Genomic DNA, 21,709 nt, shown 5'->3' with positions numbered 1-21,709 from the left:
ATTTATATTGAATAAAGCAACAACTTGCTTTGGTTTGGGCAAGTTGTTGCTTATTAGGTAAAGAATGGGCAGTTAATCGCTAAGTGTTAAGCGAAGATCGCGGTGTATAGGAAGCCAGCGCCAATCGCCATGCTAAGGATCACCACAAGAAATGCCGCAATCATTTGGTTTTTAAAGATAGATTTCAGCAAAATCACTTCTGTTAAACTTGCACCCGCACTACCAATTATCAGTGCCATTACAGAGCCTAAAGCCATTCCTTTTTGTACCAGTGCGGCACTTAGTGGAATTACAGCTTCCGCGCGAATGTACAAAGGAATACCAATTACAGCCGCTACTGGGATTGCATACCACTTACCAGCCCCTGCGTATTCTGCGATAAGCTCTGTCGGGATAAAGCCATAAATGAACGAACCAATCGCGATACCCATCAATAAGTAAGGTAGAACTTGCTTAAAGTCTTTCCATGTTGAGTGCCAAATTTTCACCCAACGGCTTGGTTGTTTTACTTCTACTAATTCTGCGGTTGCTGTGCCGTCTGAAGAGCAGCAAGAAACAACAGGTTCTACTTTTTTCTCGCCGCAGCAGCTTGTTTTCGCTGCAACTGGCGCAGGTTCTTTGTCACCACAGCAACTTGTTTGTGCCGCGACTGGAGCTGAGTCAGAACCGCTTTTTGGTCCGCAACTTGGTGCTGGTTCTTTAGCTGCCTCTGGTTTGCTATCACTACAGCTTGTACCGCAGCTTGATGCTTCAGATGTTTGGTACGCTTCTGGTTTTACGTAACGCTCAAAGCCTAGCTTTTCTAAGATCATACCGGCTACCACTGAGACAAATAGCGCAATGGCAAAGTAGAACAGTGCGACTTTCCAGCCAAAGGTCACTACAAATAGACCAATGATGACTGGGTTAAGTAGCGGGCTAGCGAATAGGAACACCATCATAGGTCCAAAGCCGGCTCTTGCTCTTAGTAGTCCTTTTAAGAAAGGGATGGTTGAACATGAACAAAATGGTGTGATTGAGCCTAACAATGCTGCCACAACATAGCCTTTGCCGTTGCGAGAACTTAAGATCGACTGGATCTTTTCAGGTGTTAAGAATTCTTGCAGTACACCCACAATGTAGCTGATGGCCAAAAATAGGATGGTTAGTTCAACAGCAAGAAAAGCAAACATATCGAGTGCTTCTTTCGCCATGGTGATTAGGTCATTACTCATGATGTTTCTCCAAAAAGAAGTTATTCGTCATTTCGACTTTTCTCGAATTATAGAAATGAAAATTTAAAGATCAAGATTTATTTCGATAAATGTCGAAATAATTTTTGAGGTCGATTTATGAGAGCGGATTGCAAAAAAGAAATATTTCGATTATTTTGGAAATATACCAGTTAGAGGAAAGCGATATGCAATTAGAATTTGTCGCGAAAGCATTAAAAGAGTTAGGTCACACCACGCGGTTGTCGATTTACAAAGCCGTCGTGAAAGCGGGTTATCAAGGCATCGCTGTCGGTGGATTACAAGAAACGCTCGGTATTCCGGGTTCGACCCTTTCTCACCATATTTCAAGCTTGGCGTCTGCTGGGCTGATTAGTCAGCGCCGAGAAGGGAGAACGCTATATTGCGTGGCTGAATATCAGTGCCTAGAAGGTGTGATTGGCTTTTTACAAGATGAGTGTTGTGTTGATGAGCAATGTAGCTGAACCGTTGAAATTGGATCAAGTGTGGGAGAAATATCAGCGTTCGCTGAAAGCGTTCTTGCACTCTAAAGTCAGCAACGAAGCGGATGTAGAAGACTTACTGCAAGAGATTTTGATTAAAACCCATCAGAATCTCTCCACGATTAAAGATCAAACCAGTGTGAAAGCATGGCTGTTTCAGCTTGCCCATCGCACCATTGTCGATTTTTACCGTAAGCGCGCTCGCGTCCAGCGTGATCAAGAGATCGATGCAGAAGAGCTTTGGTATCAGCAACAACCTGAAACTTTAGAGCAAGAGATGGCTAAATGCATTGCGCCATTCATTCAAGCTTTACCACAAGAGAATGCAGCCATGCTCGCAGCGGTTGAGTTAGAAGGCCAAAGCCAAAAAGAACTCGCCGCGCAGCAAGGTATTAGCTATTCCACTTTTAAGTCTCGAGTGCAAAAAAGCCGCTTGGAGTTAAGAAAACTGTTCGAGAACTGTTGTGAGCTTCAACTGGATAAGCATGGCAATGTGATTGATTATCATCAAAAAAACAAACAATGCGGCTGCTAATGAAAATAAATTAAATCTTTTTCGTCTTCTCTGAAACAGCGTCGTCTTATAGGTGTAAGCGAGATAAATCGCCCCTATTAACCGTCAGCGAAGTAATGCTGAACTAAATGAGAAGTGAAAAATGATTAAAGTCGTGAGTTTTAAAATCTGCCCATTTGTGCAACGTGTCACTGCTGCGCTAGAAGCGAAGCAAATTCCTTACGAAATTGAGTTCATCAGCTTAAGCAACAAGCCACAATGGTTTTTAGATGTGTCACCTAACGGTCAAGTACCACTGCTGATTACAGAGTCAGGTGCTGCGTTGTTTGAGTCAGATGCGATTATTGAATACATTCAAGATGAGTTTGGCCCGCTAGAACAAGGTATTAGTAATGAGCAGCGCGCTTTAGATCGTGCTTGGAGTTACTTAGGCTCTAAACAGTACTTAGCGCAATGCACAACAATGCGTAGTAGTAATGAAGAGCTATTAACTGAGCGCGTGGAAAATCTTGGCAAAGCCTTTGCTAAAGTTGAAGCTCAATTGACCGATGGCCCATTCTTTAAAGGCGAGTCATTGAGCAACGTTGATATGGCTTGGCTACCAGTGCTGCACCGTGCCCATATCATTAAGGCACACACCTGTTTTGATATGCTTGAAGGCTTTCCTAAAGTTCAAGCTTGGCAGCAAGCTCTGCTAGAGACAGGTCTAATGGAAAAGTCAGTCGCGGAAGATTTTGAACAGGCATTCACCGGTTTTTATCTATCGGATCAGACGTTCTTAGGTGCGGGTAAAGATTGCAGTGATAATGGCGGTTGTGGCACTAACTGCTGCTAAATCAGCTTAAAATGCCGCTATTAACGTAGTGGGCATGACGATAAAGAAAAGAGCTTACCGCATGGTGCGGTAAGCTCTTTTTGATTGTTCAGTGATTACTGACTTGAGTCGTTTAGGTGAACAGGCTGCTGTTCATCCATAAATGGGTCACAATAGCCGCCGCGTAACCGATGCCAATGACTGGCGCCCATTTTAAGTGGCCGAAGAAGGTATATTTACCGTGTGCTGCTCCCATCAGCGCAACCCCAGCTGCAGAACCAATCGACAACAAGCTGCCGCCTACGCCTGCGGTTAATGTGACTAACAACCAGTTACCCATAGACATGGTTGGCTCCATGGTAAGCACCGCAAACATCACCGGAATGTTATCGACAATCGCAGAAAGAATCCCCACCATGATGTTGGCCCAAATTGGGTCCCACTGAAGGTACATCACTTCAGAAATCATACCCAAGTAGCCAATCAAACTTAGACCACCCACGCACATCACAACGCCGTAGAAAAAGAGCAAGGTGTCCCACTCTGCATGGGAGACGCGGCGGAAAATATCAAATGGCACCACAGAGCCTAAACGCTTGAGGGCATAGTCATCACGATTCGCAATTGCCATCTTAGCTTTGTTTGCCAATGAGCGTTTGAGTGTGCGACGTAGATAGAAGCCAAAGAACTGCAAGTACGCCAAACCCATCATCATACCGATCACTGGCGGGAAGTGGAGCACTGCATGGAAGGCAACCGCAGTTGAAATAGTCAGTATGAATAACACTACAATTCGGCGTGCGCCACGTTTTAGCTCTACATGTTCATGGGCCACGTTTGGCTTACTGTTGGGAATGAACAGCGACATGATGATGGCAGGTATAACGTAGCTGACCACAGAAGGCACGAAAAGGGGCATGAACTCAGAGAAAGAAACATGACCAGCCTGCCAGACCATCAAGGTCGTAATATCGCCAAATGGACTAAACGCACCGCCGGCGTTCGCCGCGACGACAATGTTAATACAAGCGAGGTTAATGAAGCGCTTATTGTCTCCGGCCACTTTCATGACAACGGCACACATAAGCAGTGCGGTGGTTAAGTTATCGGCAATAGGTGAAATAAAGAAGGAGAGAATACCGGTTAACCAGAATAGAGCACGGAAATTGAACCCTTTGCCGACCATCCAAGCCTGCAACGCATCAAACAGTCGCCGCTCTTCCATCGCATTAATGTAGGTCATCGCAACCAACAGGAACAGCAGTAACTCTGCGTATTCTAATAGGTTGTGCTCCAATGCGGCGTGGGCGACTTCTATGTGACCTTGTTGAGAGTAGACATAACCCAACATCGCCCAGATAAGGCCAGCGGCAAGCAGCACAGGTTTGGATTTACGCAGTTGCAAGTACTCTTCCAGCATTACCAAGGTGTAGGCAATAGCAAAAATAACAATAGCGACGTATCCGATGGTGGATTGGGTGAGATCTAAAGGGGGGGATTGTGCGCCGCTACTAGCGGCAAAAACAGAACAGGGCAACATTAACAGGGCTAAACAAACTGGCCACAGTCTCTTCATTACTTCAACTCCTTGAATATTAACAACTACATAGGCTTAAGTGTTAACACTCGAACGGAAACTCAGTGGCTGAGTTAGCGAACTAAACGTTGCCACAGAGTAAAAGCTTATTGATGCAGTCCCACTGCTTGCTGCATGTTTTATTGTTGTTTGCTGGGTAGAGATACCAACGCCATCCATGACGTTATCGAGCTGGCGATTGACAGTCGCTCCCATGTGAATGCTTGTTCTGAGTTGCGATTCACGATCATGAGAACCTTGCTGCACCATCACTAATGGTTTGGCCTAATACCCCAAATATTTGAATCTAGGCATAAATACTTGTCGTTCGAGCAAACTTATTCTAGTGGGCTTTAGCGAGATAGTTTGTGAGGCATGTGGAATAAGCCGACATACCTTAATATTTAACTAATTTTGATTATTTTATTAATACAGTTGATGTGCATTGTTATGAACTTTGACTAGCATTTTTTACTAATTATGCGTGTTATCACAAATTATGATATCAAGTTAAAGCTTATTAATAGTTTTAATTGCCAATTGATTCGGATCAGATTTCTAGCACAGTAATTCCCACAAAATGGCTAAGGCTTTTGGTTTTTTCTCCATGAATTGATGGAAAAAGCACCATGGCTCCCTTTTATTCTGTTCCTAATAATTAAGGTGATAACAATGTCCAATCCAATTCAAACAGGGCGTAAAGTGACATGGGGTTGCTATGTCGCGCTTGCTTTTGCGGTGGTATTTTTCTCTGGCTTGATGAAATCTAATGAGTGGTACGGTGTGCTCGATTTCACCACGCTAAATGGCTCTTTTGGTAAAGTCGCTTACGATGTAAAAGAGACGGCTGAAGGTGTTGAAGCGGCAACCACTTCTTTACGTGGTAAAGGCGGTAGCGGTGCTCGTGACGGTTTCATTTTTGCTCTAACTCTTATTCCAACTGTTATGTTCGCACTTGGTGTGATTAATGTTCTTGAGCATTACGGCGCACTCGATGCGGCTCGTAAGCTTCTTACTCCTCTACTTCGCCCATTAATGGGTATTCCGGGTAGCTCAGGTCTTGCTTTGATTGCGTCATTGCAAAGTACTGATGCTGGCGCGGCAATGACCCGTCAGTTGAAAGATGAAGGGCGCTTAACTAAGCGCGAAACCGATGTGTTTACCATGTTCCAGTTCACGGCTGGCGCGACCATCGTTAACTTCTTCTCTTCTGGTGCGGTGCTATTCACTCTGACCATGGCTGATGGTTCGTTGGCGGTAACGTCTTCAATCGGTCTGGCTGTTGCCATCATGTTTGTATTCAAATTTGTCGGTGCCAACTTATTCCGTATCTACCTAAACATCACTGAAGGCAAAGAAGACAAAAATCAAGATAAAAGCCTACAAGAGGAGACAGCATAATGAGCGAAGTTAAACAGAAAAAACCTATGGTTACCGACATCTTCGTAGAAGGCGCTAAGAAAGGCTGGGTGATTGCAACAACATCAACCGTGCCAAACGTTCTGATGGCTTTCGTTATCATTAAAGCGCTGCAAATTACCGGTGCGCTTGATCTGATGGGTACAGTGTTCTCGCCGATTATGGCTGTTTTCGGTCTACCGGGTGAAGCGGCAGCTGTGCTCATTGGCGCGTGGATGTCGATGGGTGGCGCAGTGGGCGTGGTGATCACCCTGTTTGACCAAGGCATTCTTAACGGTACACATATTGCGATTTTAGCCCCTGCGATTTACCTAATGGGCTCACAGGTTCAATACATGGGTCGTATCATGGGCCCAATCGGTACTGAAGGCCGCTACATCCCAGTGATGATTGCGATTTCTGTATTGAACGCGTTTGGCGCAATGCTTGTGATGAACTTGTTTGTGTAAGGGCAGAAAATGAATTTCTCACTGAATGATTACCTTGAAGAACTGCGCCCACTGATTGATGTGGATTGCGGAACGTACACTGTTGAAGGTATTGAAGTTATCGCCGCTCAGTTTGAGCAAAAGTTCGCGCAACTTGATGGTTGGAACGTCAAACGCATCGATTGTGGTAAAGCGGGTGTTGGCTTAGAGATCCGCAACAAGCCAGAAGCAGACGTGATTGATGTGATGCTTATTGGCCACATGGATACGGTTTTCCCTGTGGGTACCGCGGCTGAAAGACCAATGAGCACAGATGCTGAAAAAGCTTATGGCCCGGGCGTATCTGATATGAAATCCGGTTTGTTAAACATCGTTTATGCGATGCGCAACCTTGATGCTGACGTGCTAAACAAACTGTCGATTGCGATCTGCATGAACCCAGATGAAGAGACAGGTTCTCTAGACTCTGTGGATTGGATTCAATCTGTGGCTAAGCAAGCGCGTCACGTATTAGTCGCGGAGGCAGCGCGTGCGGATGGTGGCCTAGTTAAAGCTCGTAAGGGTATGGCTCGCTATAAGTTCGACTTTAAAGGTGTGGCGGCTCACGCAGGCAACGAGCCGGAAAACGGCCGTAGCGCGATCACTGAAATGGCGAACTGGATTCTAGCGATCAATGCAATGACCAACTTTGAGTCAGGTACGACACTAAACGTTGGTATCGTTTCTGGTGGTGCGGGTGCAAACATTGTTCCTGAGTACGCTCAGGCGATTGTGGATGTGCGTTTCTGGAGCAATGAAGAATACGATGAAGTTGATACTAAGTTAAATGCGCTGAAAGCTCAGCCATTTACACCTGATGTTGTGGTTGAAATGGATCGCGAAGCTTACAAGCCATCGATGGTAGCCAGTGAGCAAACTCAGGCACTGATGGCATTAGTTGAAGAATCAGCGCAAGAGCTAAACATCGACATCAACTGGAAAGAAGTGGGTGGCGGCTCTGATGCGAACAACACAGCGATTCTTGGCGTTCCAACATTGGATGGTTTAGGCCCAATTGGTGCAGGCTTCCACAGCGATCAAGAGTACTTGTTGCTTGAGTCGATTGAGCCACGTATTCGCATGTTGATGCGTGTACTAGAAAAGCTCGCAAAATAATTTAGTCAAAAGCCTTACCCCTGATAAAGAGCCTAATTTAGGCTCTTTTTTTATGCAGAATTTTCGGTTCGGTTTCGATTTTTTAACCAGTTGCAATAATTACGATTGATATTGAAATACAGCAGTTTCTTGCTGCATGTAATCGATATCTTCATCTCTTGGGTCGATCATAAACACATCAAACTGCTCAGAGTGTTGGAATGAGTGGATGGCTTTCATCACCAATTCAGATTTCACGACACTGGCGAGTTGTTTATGCATCTCATCATAAAACTGGTTGAGAGGGCCATAATCTAGATCAGCTAAGTCATCCAGCTCTAGATACAGGGCTTCATTTAGCTCGTCACTTTCATGGCCCGTAAAGTCTAGGTTGAACATATGATACTTCCAATCTGTGGTGTAGTAGTCACCTTGTGGATCGGATTTCTCTTGCCATGCTTCTTCTCCCTCAACGAGAAAGCTAATGAGCATTTGGAAGTCGTGATCCGGATTAAATTCAAAATTTACAGCACGGATTTTGTAATCACTGAAAAATGTGTGTTGGTCGTTTAGATAGTCAGCAAGGGCTTTGCAAACACCTGATTTGTATTGTTCGATGTCGTGTTTAAATTCGTTAACTGTTGGCATGATTTGTTTACTTAAAACTGTTTGTACTAGGTCTGTTATATGGAGTAGTTGTATACCATCTTCTATTGTGGCGGCTTTTTTACATAGTAGAGAGTTGAACTCAATATGCTCTACAGAATAGTGAGCTCTCCGGTGGCATGTCGCGCAGAGCGCTATTACATTCTCGGGGCAGTCTGCGCCGCCATCAGCTAACCTAGTTAGGTGGTGAACTTCAAGGTAAGGGCCTTTAGATGTCATAAAAGGGGCTTTTTCTTCGCACCCTTCACAAGCCCCATTGGCACGTTTTTTAGCATACATCTTTATGGCTTCACTGCGATATTTTATATACCTTAATTGTTCTTGTTCAGTGACGTTTTCCGGTGTTTTGGCTGTTGCTATATTACGCAGCTGTACTAATGAATTAGTCTTTTTTGGGGCGGATAGTAATCGGCCTACTGTTTCTTGGATTCGGTTAGTTTTAGATGCTGGAACAATATCTAAGTGAAATACTATGGCGCTCCGAAGCATTTTGTTTTTGTCTGGGCGAGGCTCTGTGTGGTGGCTTATATAGTTGCAACTACCGACAAAACGAACATAGCCCTTATAGACTGATTCGAACAGTAGTATCTCTTTATCATTGTTTCTATGTTGATAAATGGCCAAATTACCTTTAGCCATTTTCATATCGCCTTCTTGTCCTTCACCTGTGTATCTAAATGTACCGTCAGGAGCAAAGCCATCACTATAACCAAACTCTTCACCAGCATCGCTGGTGAAGATGAATACAAAAGGATGCTTTGATGGTGTTGCAATGCCACCATATTGTTGGCCTTGATACACTCCATGAATCTCGTTTCGGCGGTTATAAACCTTTCCTACTTCAAACACTGATTCTTTCCTTCTTTGGATCCGTTTACAGTGCGGCTGGTACGCCTTGGCGTTCAACCGAGTCGCTAGCCAGTTTCGCTACCATATGCAGAAGGTAACGTTGCAACAGGCCGATTTTGATTGGTGCAATGAGTATTCGGCACAAATCGCCTTCTCTGCTGTAGCCAAATAGGGTTCTAAAGCCCTTCTTCTTAAGGTGCAGGGCAATTAAACTATCGGCATGATCAGGATCTGGACGAACAAACTTCACGGGTGTACTCGCACTTAGTCCTTGTTGCCAAATACTAGGGTTAGCTAAGCCATGTTCAATCGCAGCGTTTGAACCAATCAGTAACTGCTTGCCTTTGACACGCTTTTCAATGAATGGGCGGAGTTGGTTTGCCGCTCGATACCAATGTTTAGGCGCGCTTTCGTTTAGTCTTAATTCTAAAAACGCGAGATCGTTATTGTCGTGATGTTGGTAAACATTCACTACGTTATTAATCAATCGGTTAGCGATGTTTAAAGAATTACAATTGTTCTTAACATCGAGCATGTTCAGCACGTTGTCGTGTACATTCATGCTGCCAATATGTTCTTGAGTTAACGAACCGTCTTGGTATTTCTCGATTAAGCTGTCGACATATAAAGGTCGGTTTTCAACCACGTGGAAAGTCTTGCTTTCAATTACGTCGTCGCCTTTGACGATCTCAACTTTGTAGATCCCGGGCACACACAAAGATTTATGTGAGAACGTCCAACCAATGTAGCAGCTTGTATCCACTTCAAGTTGGAAGTCCCACTCAGACAGGTATCCACCGTGGGTATGGATGTAAGGATGGTGAACTCGTGCTTTGAGTTTGATCTCTTCAGGTAGCTCATCCATTGGTGTGTCATCGCTGAAGTAACCCACTCGCATACCAAATGAGCGACCCACTTCCGTTTCCACCAACAGGGTTTCTTTGCGATGGTCCAACTGATGGATGGCAACGAACCCTTCATCCTCTTCCGTTTGAGCTTGCTTGGCTGCCTCTAGTTCTTCTGGTGTTCCGGCTTCGGCGTAGATGCCAAAGTGGACGACTTCGATTAAATTGAACTTATCTTTGTTGAACTTACCAGCTTGAATCTCAGCGACTAGATCTCGAATGCGGCGTGAGTGATGATCGGCGTGAGTATCAATCAATGGTTGGTAATCGCCACGCTTTGCCAGTTCGATAAGCAGATCATGCAGGTCTTCTACGCTAAGTTCATTAGTGAGAGAAGCAAGTTCGAGTTGATCTGGGAAAATGTCTAAACACTCTTCCCAGTGTTCATCCATGATGGTTTCAAACAGTTTGATTTTGTTGATACCCAATGAAAGTACGCGCTCACACAGCCAACGTTTTTGGCTTTCGTCGTTGTCATCATGCAGCTTAGTGAAGCTCATTTCTGAGTGATGGATGTACACTTGTAACAGATTATCTTTCAACACATCAGAAGCAAACCAGAATAGGAAATCCACTTCTGCGGCGCGGTAAGGGCCAATAAAATCTTCGATGTAATGAGATTTCATCATGGCGACCACTTCATCGATTTGAGCTTGCGTTGCAGGTTGCTGAAGGTGAACGTACTCCTCAATCAATTTCAGGGCTGATAGCTCTTCTTGATTAAAGTCGCGCTCTTCATGAATCGTATTAAGTAAGCGCTGTTTTACGCGCAGCTGAACAATTCGACGGAGCTCAGTTTCAAAGTAATCAGGATCGATGGTTGGGTCATATTTGAATAGTTGACCCATGAAAATCTGCTTGTAGTTCTGCGGAATTACGCTTAACGATTGATGTAACAGCTGTTGTTCTGGTTCGTCAGTCTGTGCTTCTTGTTTGTACATCTCAAACATCGGCTTGAACACTTCTTGATAGTCCTCACCCGAGCGTACTTCGCTGATGAGGTTTTCAGCAACGAACGCACTCGCACCTACATCAGTAATGCCAACGATTTTCTCAGTTAGCGCAGCGTTTTGGCGTAGAAACTCTTCAGACTCGAAATCACCGTAGCGTGAAACATTGTAGAAGTGGCCAAGCATGCGGCAAGTTTTACACGGAGCAAGGCGCACCCACAGCTCAACAAAGCGCTCGCAGAAATCTTTGATTGGCGAGTTGTCTTGCTTTGAGACGACGTGTGCTGCTACTAAAAGCTTCTGAGCTCTGTGGTCAAAGTCTCGCAGGAACTCATAACGTTTTTGCTGGAAGAAGATGCTGTCATCATCACGATCGAGTTTCTGGTGTTTATCAAAGCATTGCGTAGCCTTATCAACATCATCATGTTTCGCATTTAAGTATTGTTCGACCACATCCCAATCTTGATTGATCTGTTTTAGCACTTCTTCTTCTGGCTCGACGTATTGCCAAGATGGCGTTTTTGGCCCGCAAACGAAGTGACTGGTTTCGGAGGTTTGGTCTGTAAGCGCGCGAACTAACTGCTGATTAAGTAGGCTTAACACATATTGGTTTAAGTCGTCTTGAGTCCCATTTTCTCGGTCAAAATGAACGATGGCGGCACACATGGCCAAGATGGTTTCACGTGGTGGGCCTGATCTAAATTCATCGCAAATTTGCGGGTAGTCTTCGTTTTCGATGATTTGCTTGAGCTCATCACGATGGTCTAAAGAGATTTGATACAGTGTTTTTGCTTCAGTGAGTTCAATATTGCTGCTGTAACCTGAGAATGAATCGATGCAATGGAATAAAAGCGTTTTCCAGTCGCCGTTATAGCGTGCAATAAATTCTTTATCCGAGATGAATTTGTACTCGTTAACCATCTCATCCATTAGATCGGCGTGGAAGCTCTGTTTATCATTCCAACGATGCATAACATCGAGTAAGCGTAGAAGTCTAGGGCATTCTTCATACTCGTCTTCTTCGTCGTCAGGTCTCCAATCGCAGATTACGTCGTTAAGGATACTTGCCAACTCACTGTGGAATGTTTCAAACATTCCCACGTAATAATCGATTTTTTCAGCAATTTTGTAGTTGCCATCAATCATCAGCTTAGGTGCGTCACAAGCTTCGATTTGGTCGAGAATCTCTGGGTTCTCACCGGTTAACACGTATTCCCAAACTTGTTGGCCGTTGTCGAATTCTCCACAAATAAAGGCTTTCCACTGTTCTTCAGAGGTGCCTCTTGCGTAGTAGATATCGCCCCACTCTTCTTCCTCACATTCTTTCGGTTCTACAATCGGGCGACCTAAGTACTCTTCGATTTCGATTTTGAGATCAGCGGCGGCATCATCGGCAACACTTCCGATGAACATGGCTTCGCTCATGGACTCTTCTTTTTCATCAAAATCGTACCATTCCGTGCCAGCATCAGGAGAAACGATAGATAGAACCAGAGGGCGAATCGGGTCGTCATTGTATTCGTGTGGGCTTGAGGAGTACTGCAAGAAATCCATCGCCGCATAACGCTCTTTTAGTAGACGTTTGAAGGTTTCAAACTCTTCTGGCTGTTGGCGGAATACCTCAAGTAACGGCTGGCGTCTCTGCTTACCTTGTACCTGTTGAATATTGATACGGCTTATCGCTTCTAAGGTAAACATCTTGGCGCGCGCCATGTAGTTATCACAGTAGCAGAATGCTTTGAGCATATCGTGGCTGTATCCGTGATGACTGACCACAATCGCCAATACTTCACCGCCAAATGGGGCATGTTCTTCATCCCAGTAAGGTACGATGTAGCTGGCAAGGTGATAGGTGTATTGCGGGTATTTGAGTGCCAGCATGAACAGAGGCAATAAACCCAGCACTTCTGTGTCTGAAATCCACATATCAGAAGAGTCGTTAATACGACGAGATACCGCCGTTAACGTAATAGCGGTTTGCTCCAGTTCAGATTCAAGCTCTGCATGGTGAAGGGCACGGAGGAAAAATGCGGTCTCATCTTCATACACACAATTCCTGAGATTGGTTTCTGGTTTGATCTCTTCAAGCTTTGCACCGGCAAATTTAATCAGCGTGCGAGTGATAGGGTCTTGCAGCAGTTTGCCAATGGTATCGTCGCAGTTTTCTTCAATTTTAAACGTCACGCGACAGCTGAACTCCTGGAAGGCATCTTCACGCTCAATATATTGACGATAGAGTTTTAAGCCTTGGCGCAGGGATTCAACATTTTGAGGGTCATATGGGATGACAAGAGCGGTTGTTTCTTCTAATACAGACATAACTTAGACACAGCATTATAAAATTCGTTTAAGAATAGGGTTGCACTGTGTCTATGTCATTGAAAATTTTAACTAACCGCTTCTTTTGTGATCATAAGCCAAAGAGAAAGCGATTGCTTATCTGTTCACTATTTTTGCTTACGTTGTGCGGCTTTAGCGGCGAGCTTTTGTTGGCGTCGCTGCTGCATGTGTAGCTGGCTTTGACCACCCACATGCTCAATACCTCGCTCTTTCGCTAGCGTGATTTGTTTTTCACGCTCTCGGAAGCGAGCGATTTGCTCCTCTGAGTGACTGCCGAAACATTTAGGACAACTGACACCGTGTTCAAATTGTTCGGACTGCTTATCTTGTTCAGTTACCGGTAATCGACAAGCGTTACAAAGGTCAAAGTTGCTTTTTTCGAGTTGATGATTGACCGCTACTCGGCCATCGAACACGTAACAGTCACCTTGCCAAAGACTTTCTTCTTCCGGCACTTCTTCTAAGTATTTTAAAATGCCGCCTTCAAGGTGATATACCTCATCAAACCCTTGTTCTTTTAGGTAGGCGGTGGATTTTTCACAGCGAATACCACCGGTGCAGAACATAGCGACCTTTTTGTGTTTCTCGGGATCAAGATTGTTCTCAACGTATTCAGGGAACTCACGGAAAGTATCCGTGTTTGGGTTCACTGCGTGCTTAAACGTGCCAAGCTCAATTTCGTAATCGTTACGAGTATCCACCACAAATACTTCAGGATCTGAGATAAGGTCGTTCCATTCATTCGGTTTAACGTAAGTGCCAACAACTTGTCGTGGGTCGATACCTTCAACACCCATAGTCACAATCTCTTTCTTCAGCTTGACCTTACTGCGATTGAAAGGTTGCTGTGAGTTTAATGACTCTTTGTAGACGATACCGGCTAAACGCGGTTCATTGTTAAGCCATGCGAGTAGTGTATCAATCCCTTCTCGGCTGCTTGCAACGGTGCCGTTGATGCCTTCTTTAGCCAAAAGCAATGTGCCTCGAATTTGGTGCTGCTGCATTAAATCTTGCAGAGGCTTACGCAACTCTTGGTAGTTATCCAATTGGACAAATTTGTACAGAGCGCAAACAACGAACTCACTCATGATAATTCCTTAGTAGAAATGAGGTTTATTGAGAATTGTTCTCATTATATCTCTAACTAGTTTAGACAAATACCGACAGTTTTTAGGGGCAAAGGTGAGGATATTTACCGCATTGCAGCTTTAAATCATCTTAATGGTAAGAAATGGCCATTTTTGCTTCAAAAAGGGTAAGCAAAGTCTGATGGCTCTTTCGATGTTAATGTGATCTTGCTCTCTTTTTTGTTGATTAATCTAAATTTAGTTAAGCTGCTGATTTTTATGGTTTTGTTCGTAAATTATTCGTTTGCACTTACTTCGCTCAACAGACAATAACCCCTTGGTGTATGGCGGTTTGTCAGCCATTGCGAATTTTACAATCTGATTTTTTCTAGCGGGAAGCCTAAATGTAAAATTGCTTGTAATGATAATTGTTATCACTTAGATCTAAATGCATACATGTAGGGTCAACTTCTTAAATAAAACACAAGATATAGAATTATGGACGTAATAAAACGAGACGGACGTACCGAAAAAGCCAGCTTAGATAAAGTAACGAGACGCGCTGAGGCACTCTCAGATGGTCTAAAAGTAGAACCTATCGCGGTTGCTCAACGCGTGGTAAGTGGTTTGTACGATGGTATCAAGGTGACTGAAATTGACGTTTTCCTAGCGGAAACGGCAGGCAGCATGGCGGCGGAACACCCGGATTACGCAAAGCTAGCGGCACGGGTCATGGTGAGTTCTTTGCAAAAAGAAACAGGTGGCCTTTGGGACGCGACGCAAAAGCTCGCCAAAATAGGTATTTTGTCTGATGAGTACGTTAGTTTCGTTGATACCCATAAGCACGATCTTGAAGAGCTGATTGATTACCGCAGGGATTATCAGTTCGATTACTTTGGCTACAAAACACTAGAGCGTTCTTACTTATTGAAAGTAAATGGTGAAATTGCCGAGCGACCACAAGATATGTTTATGCGTGTGGCGATTGCTGTTGCTGGTAACGATTTAGATGAGATCAAAGAGCTGTATGACTTGCTAAGCCAAGGTTATTACACGCATGCAACGCCGACGCTATTCAATGCCGGTTGTAAAATGCAGCAGCTTTCTTCTTGTTTCCTATTGGCGATGCAAGACGATTCAATTTCAGGTATTTACGATACGTTGAAAGATTGTGCGTTGATTTCAAAATCAGCGGGCGGGATTGGTCTTCATATCCACAATATCCGAGCAACGGGTGCACCGATTATAGGTACCAACGGTATCTCTAACGGCATCGTACCTATGCTGAAAGTATTCAACGAGACTGCGCGCTATGTTGATCAGGGGGGCGGTAAGCGTAAAGGCTCATTTGCGATTTACCTTGAACCATGGCACGCAGATATTGAGTCCTTCCTTGATTTGCGTAAGAACCACGGTAAAGAAGAATTCCGAGCTCGTGACTTGTTCTTATCGTTATGGGTGCCAGATCTGTTCATGCAACGCGTGGAAGAAGACGGTGATTGGACTCTGTTTAGCGAGCATTCTGCTAAAGGTTTGTCAGACGTTTATGGTGACGATTTTGTGCGTTTGTATGAGCAGTACGAACAGCAAGGCTTAGGTCTTAAGACCATTAAAGCACGTAGCCTAATGACGCAAATTATTGAGTCGCAAGCTGAAACGGGCACACCATACATGCTCTATAAAGACGCATGTAATGAAAAATCTAATCAGAAGAACCTAGGTACGATTAAGTCGAGCAACTTGTGTGCGGAGATCATGGAAGTCTCAACGCCAGAGGAGACTGCGGCATGTAACTTAGCCTCTGTGGCACTGCCTAAGTTTGTCACTCAAGATGGTTTCGATTTCGATGAGCTGCACCGTGTAACTAAGGTTGCGATTAAAAACCTAGATCGCGTGATTGATGTTAACTACCACCCAACGGATAAGATTGAAAAATCTAACCACGCCCATCGCCCTGTAGGTTTAGGTATTCAAGGCTTAGCGGATGTGTTCTTTAAGATGCACCTTGCCTATGACAGCGAAGAAGCGCGCAAGCTAAACCGAGATATTGCTGAAACTATGTACCACGCTTCACTAGAGGCTTCTTGTGAACAAGCGCAGCAAAAAGGCACTTACGATAGCTACGATGGTTCGCCAATCAGCCAAGGTATCTTCCAGTTTGATTTATGGCAGGCAGAGCCAAGCAGCCGTTGGGATTGGCATAGCTTAAAACAGAATATATCTCAGCATGGTGTGCGTAACTCACTGCTGATTGCTCAGATGCCAACAGCGTCAACAGCGCAAATCTTAGGTAATACTGAAGCGTTTGAAGCGCAGACCAGCAACATCTACAAACGTCAGACGCTTTCTGGTGAGTTCATTATTGTGAACAAACACCTAGTGTACGATTTGGAAGAGCGTGGTCTTTGGACGACAGAGATCCGTGACAACATCATTCTTCATAATGGTTCAGTCCAAGATATCCCCGCGATCCCTGATGATCTCAAAGCGGTGTACCGCAACATTTGGGAAATTTCGCAAAAAGCCATCATTAATATGTCAGCCGATCGCGGCCCATACGTTTGTCAGTCACAAAGTTTAAACCTATGGCTAGCTTCACCAACCTTTGCACAAATTAACGCAATGCACTTCTACGCATGGAAGAAAGGTCTGAAGACTGGCATGTACTACCTGCGTTCTAAGCCATCGGCGAATGCAGTGAAAGTGACCGTTGGTGGTCAGCAACAAGATGAAGATTGCCTCAACTGTGGCGCCTAGTTCACATCAAACCGAGTAGAAAGGAAACGGTATGATCGTTAAAAACAAATTCAGCTTATTCCCAATTCAATATGAAGAAATTTGGGATGCCTACAAAACCCATGAAGCCGCTTTTTGGACCACAGAAGAGCTAGATTTTGCCCAAGATCTTGCGGATCTCAACAAGCTAGGTGAGGGCGAAAAACACTTTATTCGCCACGTGTTGGCTTTCTTTGCTCAAAGCGAAGGTATGATTAACGAAAACCTGCTGACTCGCTTCTATGGCGAAATCGAGATTGCAGAGGCGCGTTGTTTCTTAGCGCTGCAAGCGTTTAACGAGGTGATTCACGCAGAAACTTATGCGTTGCAGCTTGAAACCTACATCCCTGATGTAGAAGAGCGTGAGCGTCTGTTTAATGCGATTGAAAACGTCCCAACGGTTAAGCGTAAAGCTCAGTGGGTAATGAAGTGGATCGGCTCAGATAAGTCATTAGCCATGCGTTTGATTGCCTTTGGTTTGGTTGAAGGCCTGTTCTTTGCCGGTAGCTTCTGTGCGATTTACTACTTCCGTAAACGTGGTCTGCTTGCTGGTCTTGCGGCAAGTAACGATTTGATTGCCCGAGATGAAGGCTTGCACTTTAGCTTCTCTGCCTTGCTGTTTAAGACATTAGGCCAAGGCCAAGTCACTCAAGCGGAATTTGAAGAAATCTGCCGCGAAGCGGTTTCAATTGAGAAAGAGTTTGTAACCGAAGCTCTTCCGGTTGACCTTATCGGCATGAACGCTGAGCTAATGTGCCAGTACATTGAGCACACAGCAGACGTGATTGCAGATTTGTTTGGCTTTAAAGCGGTATTTGCTGCTGAAAACCCATTTGATTACATGCGTTTACTTGATATGGAAGGCAAGACTAACTTCTTCGAGAAACGTGTTACTGAGTACAAGCGACCATCGGATCGCCAACTAAGTTTTGATGCGGAGTTCTAATATGGAAATTGAAATGTTCAGCAAGGATAACTGCCCTCAGTGCGTCAGTGCCGAGCAGTGGTTAACTAACCAAGGGCTGTTTGTTGCTACCCTGAAACTGGATAAAGATTTTGATCGCGAAGCGCTGTTTGAACACTTCCCTCGTGCGCGTAGCTATCCTCAATTCAAGCTTAATGGCACACCTGTTGGTGATTTCGCCACGCTGCAAGCGCGCATCGCATTCGAGCAGGAATGCGCGTTTTAAAGTAGAACTTAGCGACGTTTAAAATGAAATAAATGAAGCCACTTAGGGATAACCCAAGTGGCTTTTATTTATTCAGATATTATGGCGCTAGATCGAACTAGAACTCGTATTGAGCGGAAAGCATATAGTTGCGACCCTCACCAATCCCCATGCCCGTATAATCACCACTTGTTACGTATTCGGTGTCAAAGACATTATTGATCTTAAAGCGGAAAGAGACTTGCTTGCTGTTCTCTAGCGGTATTCGATAAATCGCACCGATGTCTGCTAGGGTATGTGACGGTTTCTTGCCTTGGTCATTGTCATCATTGCCATAGCGAGAGCCAACATAGTAAACACCTGCATTGAGGTCGATAGAGTTTGTTAACTCATAGTTAGCCCATGCATTGGCTGTCCACTCAGGAATATCGCTTGGTCGTTTACCATCATGCTTTGGTTGACCTTGGTATTTCGCTTCCATGTATTGAGCGCCAGCGGTGGCAGTCAGCTTATCGGTTAAACGCCCTGTCAATGATAGGTCAGCACCGGTATGTATGCGCTTTCCTCCTTGCGTAGTAATGCGGCTTATAGTTGGATTGTTGGGATCTGTGTAGTTGCTTGTGACTGATATGTTCTCTTTTTCAATTTGGAATACGGAGCCACTGAACATTGCTCTGCTATCCATAAACTCGTGTTTAAAGCCAAGCTCGTATAGGTTGCCCAGTTCAGGTTCACGTTGCATGCCGTTGTTGGCATCACGTTCGCTATCGATAGGTGACTTCGGCTCAAAAGATTGAGAGTAAGTTAAGTAGATTGTGGAGTCTTGATTTGGGTGCAGAAGTAGTGAACCACTTGGGATCAAGTTACGGTAAACCTTATCTTCACCTTCACCTGCTTTTACGTCATTCGCCGTGCGATTTTGATAGAACATATCGTAACGAAGACCTGCCATGACTTGCACGTAGTCATTAAAGGTGATTAGGTCTTGTAGGTATACGCCGTAGCTTTGTCTCGGGTAAGAGTTCGCACTTGGTTTACCCATATTTGAAGGGGTATAACCTAGCGTTGGTGCACTAGGATCAGTGCTTGCCGCAGAACGTTTCCCACCCCAGCGGCTTGAACGGTTGTAAGTATGATCGACAAGATTTGCCCCAACCAGAATCTGATGGTTTACGCCTAGCGCTTCTAGTTCGCCGTTTACGTTAACCATGGCGGTGTGAACATCGTAACTATTATCTCGATTACCGGTTGTGTAGCTGTAGTCGCCTGTTGCTGCGCTTTTCCCATCCACTTTTATGCTCGATGTTTTTGCGCTATTTGCCATGTCTAAGTAGTGGTAGCTTGCGGATAAACCCCATGAAGAGTTAATTTCGTGGGATATAGCGATGCCGTAGCTGTCTTCTTTTTTCTCATTCACTGCCCATGGCATATCGAGGATTAAATTACGATCACCAATGATTTCACCGTTGTCATCAAAATAGGCCCCACTGTCTTGATGGCCTTGTTGTGTTTTATGGTCAAAGGTTAGAGAGAGCATTGTGGCTGGAGATAAATCATAATCTAACATTATTGCCAATAAAGAACGCTCGGTACTTGGATGAGTACCATCCTTGTAGTGGCGGAAGTTATCTTTGGTTTGTTTAGAAGCGATAACTCGATAACGTAGGTTGTCTGATGCAGAACCAGTGGTATCGAGCACTGAACGGTAGAAGTTATTGCTGCCGATATCTTGTGATAGGCTAGTCGCATCCTCCATTTGAGGCTTCTTGGTTACCATATTGATCACACCGCCATGGCCATTTGCACCGTATAAAATACCTTGTGGGCCTTTTAAAACTTCAACAGTTTCATACATTTCGACCGGCTCTTGGATCAGAGAGTATTTTCTTTCACCGTTGCGTAGATAACCTTCGTTGGTTGTTAGCTGAAAACCTCGAATATAGAAGTTTTCATGTCCGTCGCTCTCGTGAGTTTTGATAGTCGATGCATCGTTTTTAAGTGCTTTTTCCAACGAAGTCGCTTGTAGGTCATCAAGCAACTTTTTATCAATGACGTTCACTTGGCGAGGGGTATTCACGTTGTCCAAGTCCATCAGCGTCGCGGTACTGGTATTTTTGACCATGTAATCAGAGCGTGTCGCGGTTACGACAACCGTTTCCTCTGAGTTATTGTTCTCTTGAGCAAGTGAAGGGGCAGAGATGATAGCTGAAGATACAGCTATGGCTATCAACGATAGTTTCATATCGATTCCTTAACGGTGTTTTGATATGTGGGGTTTAAAGATTCTTTTTCGATTTGAAGTTCAAAGGCTTTGAGTCGTTTATAAATCGACATAAGCTCTACGCAGCTTGACCAGCGGCGAATTAAGAATCGCAGTGAGCTTTCTACTCTTGAATAGGAAGAGGTGATTTGCTTTAAAACCCCAAGCGTAATTGCGGCTTGTAGGATTGTTGGGCTCATAAAGATATAGACGGTGAGGTCTGAGTATTTGCCATAGGCGTTGGAGCAGCTGTCAAACATCAGATAAGCGCGATACATGCTGAAATAATTGCAGCGCACGTCTTCGAATAGTGCTTTTACGGTTTTTGGTGTTGCGTAATTTGCGTCTTCTTCACCTAGTACCAGTTCTTTACGGTAGGCAGCTTCAACTTTTTGGTTGTTGTATTCATAGCCCGGTAATTTTCGGCCTACATACATTAGAAAAGCCATGCCACCAAACGATGAAATAAACGCCACGATGACCATCGAATGCTCAACTTCACCGAAAAAAGGGATCACTTTGACTTGTTTTGATAGTTCCCAGAGTAAAGGCGTAAAAGTCGCTAGCGTCATAAAGTTTCGAAGAATACTAATTCCCAAATCTTCGATGAGCTTTGCTAGCCTCATTGTGTCTTCTTGAATTCGCTGGCTTGCGCCTTCTATATGTCGTATTAAAGGCCAATACTTCATATAGTATTCATTTAAAGCGCAGCGCCATCTGAATATCCAATGTCTGACGAAATAATCAACAACTACGGAAATAACAACATGAATAGTTGTGAGTTTGAAAAAGGTTAAAATAACGTCAGTAAAATCGTGTAATGTGATATTTCCTGGTGCAACAAGAGCCGACTGAATTAAATTATAGAAATCACCATTCCAGTAATTTAGCTCTATATCGACGCCAACTCTGAACCAATTAACGAGAACAACGGAAATAGTTCCGTAAACAGACCAATATCTCCATTTAGGGTTGAGGTAAAAGCAGCGGAACATAGGATTATCTCAAAGAAATGACTCTAAGTGATTGACTTAGAATGTGTGATTTTTGCTAATGATAATCATTTTCGTTAATTCCTGTAACGTGCTACATGACGAAAACTAAATTTTCAATAATGATTTTATTTGCT

Annotated in this window: 17 protein-coding genes; 9 read left to right on the top strand and 8 right to left on the bottom strand. The window is 44.3% G+C overall.

What is annotated here, in order from left to right; translation table 11 throughout:
• Nucleotides 1-86: 86 nt before the first annotated feature.
• On the bottom strand, nucleotides 87-1,214 hold the full coding sequence (locus OH461_RS11855) for a permease (RefSeq protein ID WP_270020824.1): 1,128 nt from the start codon (nucleotides 1,212-1,214) through the stop codon (nucleotides 87-89).
• A gap of 185 nt (nucleotides 1,215-1,399) precedes the next feature.
• Between OH461_RS11855 and OH461_RS11850 the strand changes: the two genes are divergently transcribed.
• From OH461_RS11850 to OH461_RS11840, 3 genes are all read left to right on the top strand, one after another.
• Nucleotides 1,400-1,696: an ArsR/SmtB family transcription factor gene (locus OH461_RS11850; RefSeq protein ID WP_270020823.1), complete on the top strand. Its 297-nt coding sequence runs from the start codon at nucleotides 1,400-1,402 to the stop codon at nucleotides 1,694-1,696.
• Nucleotides 1,680-2,249 carry an RNA polymerase sigma factor SigZ gene (sigZ, locus tag OH461_RS11845; RefSeq protein WP_270020822.1) on the top strand — a complete coding sequence of 190 codons (570 nt, stop codon included), beginning with the start codon at nucleotides 1,680-1,682 and terminating at the stop codon, nucleotides 2,247-2,249. The genes OH461_RS11850 and sigZ overlap by 17 nt, the downstream gene beginning before the upstream one ends.
• A gap of 121 nt (nucleotides 2,250-2,370) precedes the next feature.
• Nucleotides 2,371-3,063 carry a glutathione S-transferase family protein gene (locus tag OH461_RS11840; protein WP_270020821.1) on the top strand — a complete coding sequence of 231 codons (693 nt, stop codon included), beginning with the start codon at nucleotides 2,371-2,373 and terminating at the stop codon, nucleotides 3,061-3,063.
• Nucleotides 3,064-3,175: 112 nt separating this feature from the next.
• Here OH461_RS11840 and nhaD read toward each other — a convergent pair whose 3' ends face one another.
• Both nhaD and OH461_RS11830 read right to left on the bottom strand, forming a co-directional pair.
• Nucleotides 3,176-4,618 (bottom strand): sodium:proton antiporter NhaD, encoded by a 1,443-nt coding sequence (gene nhaD / locus OH461_RS11835; RefSeq protein ID WP_270020820.1) that lies wholly within the window; start codon nucleotides 4,616-4,618, stop codon nucleotides 3,176-3,178.
• Nucleotides 4,619-4,654: 36 nt separating this feature from the next.
• The gene (locus tag OH461_RS11830) at nucleotides 4,655-4,834 is read right to left on the bottom strand and encodes a hypothetical protein (protein WP_270020819.1); all 180 of its coding nucleotides are present in this window, start codon (nucleotides 4,832-4,834) and stop codon (nucleotides 4,655-4,657) included.
• Between the two features lie 456 nt (nucleotides 4,835-5,290).
• Here OH461_RS11830 and OH461_RS11825 point away from each other — a divergent pair, with 456 nt between their 5' ends.
• From OH461_RS11825 to OH461_RS11815, 3 genes are read left to right on the top strand one after another with little or no spacing between them, the layout of a single operon-like run.
• On the top strand, nucleotides 5,291-6,019 hold the full coding sequence (locus OH461_RS11825) for a nucleoside recognition domain-containing protein (RefSeq protein WP_260260526.1): 729 nt from the start codon (nucleotides 5,291-5,293) through the stop codon (nucleotides 6,017-6,019).
• Nucleotides 6,019-6,486 (top strand): YjiG family protein, encoded by a 468-nt coding sequence (locus tag OH461_RS11820; RefSeq protein WP_260260525.1) that lies wholly within the window; start codon nucleotides 6,019-6,021, stop codon nucleotides 6,484-6,486. The genes OH461_RS11825 and OH461_RS11820 overlap by 1 nt, the downstream gene beginning before the upstream one ends.
• A gap of 9 nt (nucleotides 6,487-6,495) precedes the next feature.
• Complete coding sequence (locus OH461_RS11815) at nucleotides 6,496-7,620, top strand: M20 family metallopeptidase (protein WP_270020818.1); 1,125 nt, start codon at nucleotides 6,496-6,498, stop codon at nucleotides 7,618-7,620.
• 99 nt (nucleotides 7,621-7,719) lie between these two features.
• Here the strand turns inward: OH461_RS11815 and OH461_RS11810 are convergent, their stop codons facing one another.
• The 3 genes from OH461_RS11810 to trhO all read right to left on the bottom strand — a co-directional run bounded on the left by OH461_RS11810 (nucleotide 7,720) and on the right by trhO (nucleotide 14,397).
• Nucleotides 7,720-9,114, bottom strand: a complete 1,395-nt coding sequence (locus tag OH461_RS11810; RefSeq protein WP_270020817.1) for an HNH endonuclease — start codon at nucleotides 9,112-9,114, stop codon at nucleotides 7,720-7,722.
• Nucleotides 9,115-9,139: 25 nt separating this feature from the next.
• Entirely contained in the window at nucleotides 9,140-13,288 is a 4,149-nt protein-coding gene (locus OH461_RS11805; protein WP_270020816.1) for a DUF3859 domain-containing protein, read from the bottom strand.
• A 128-nt stretch (nucleotides 13,289-13,416) separates the two neighbouring features.
• Entirely contained in the window at nucleotides 13,417-14,397 is a 981-nt protein-coding gene (gene trhO, locus OH461_RS11800; RefSeq protein ID WP_270020815.1) for an oxygen-dependent tRNA uridine(34) hydroxylase TrhO, read from the bottom strand.
• Between the two features lie 477 nt (nucleotides 14,398-14,874).
• Here trhO and OH461_RS11795 point away from each other — a divergent pair, with 477 nt between their 5' ends.
• From OH461_RS11795 to OH461_RS11785, 3 genes are read left to right on the top strand one after another with little or no spacing between them, the layout of a single operon-like run.
• Nucleotides 14,875-17,133: a ribonucleoside-diphosphate reductase subunit alpha gene (locus OH461_RS11795; RefSeq protein WP_270020814.1), complete on the top strand. Its 2,259-nt coding sequence runs from the start codon at nucleotides 14,875-14,877 to the stop codon at nucleotides 17,131-17,133.
• Nucleotides 17,134-17,164: 31 nt separating this feature from the next.
• The gene (locus OH461_RS11790; protein WP_270020813.1) at nucleotides 17,165-18,097 is read left to right on the top strand and encodes a ribonucleotide-diphosphate reductase subunit beta; all 933 of its coding nucleotides are present in this window, start codon (nucleotides 17,165-17,167) and stop codon (nucleotides 18,095-18,097) included.
• Between the two features lies 1 nt (nucleotide 18,098).
• The gene (locus tag OH461_RS11785; protein ID WP_260260518.1) at nucleotides 18,099-18,341 is read left to right on the top strand and encodes a glutaredoxin family protein; all 243 of its coding nucleotides are present in this window, start codon (nucleotides 18,099-18,101) and stop codon (nucleotides 18,339-18,341) included.
• 97 nt (nucleotides 18,342-18,438) lie between these two features.
• Here OH461_RS11785 and OH461_RS11780 read toward each other — a convergent pair whose 3' ends face one another.
• Together OH461_RS11780 and OH461_RS11775 are read right to left on the bottom strand one after the other, a co-directional pair.
• Entirely contained in the window at nucleotides 18,439-20,562 is a 2,124-nt protein-coding gene (locus OH461_RS11780; protein ID WP_270020812.1) for a TonB-dependent siderophore receptor, read from the bottom strand.
• A complete protein-coding gene (locus OH461_RS11775; RefSeq protein ID WP_270020811.1) occupies nucleotides 20,559-21,575 on the bottom strand; it encodes a putative transporter in 1,017 nt (338 codons plus the stop codon). The genes OH461_RS11780 and OH461_RS11775 overlap by 4 nt, the downstream gene beginning before the upstream one ends.
• Nucleotides 21,576-21,709 lie beyond the last annotated feature (134 nt).

It is taken from the genome of Vibrio sp. LaRot3, assembly GCF_027587025.1.
Lineage (GTDB): Bacteria > Pseudomonadota > Gammaproteobacteria > Enterobacterales > Vibrionaceae > Vibrio.
Note: the sequence above shows the minus strand (reverse complement) of the source record. Positions and strands in the feature narration are given on the sequence as shown.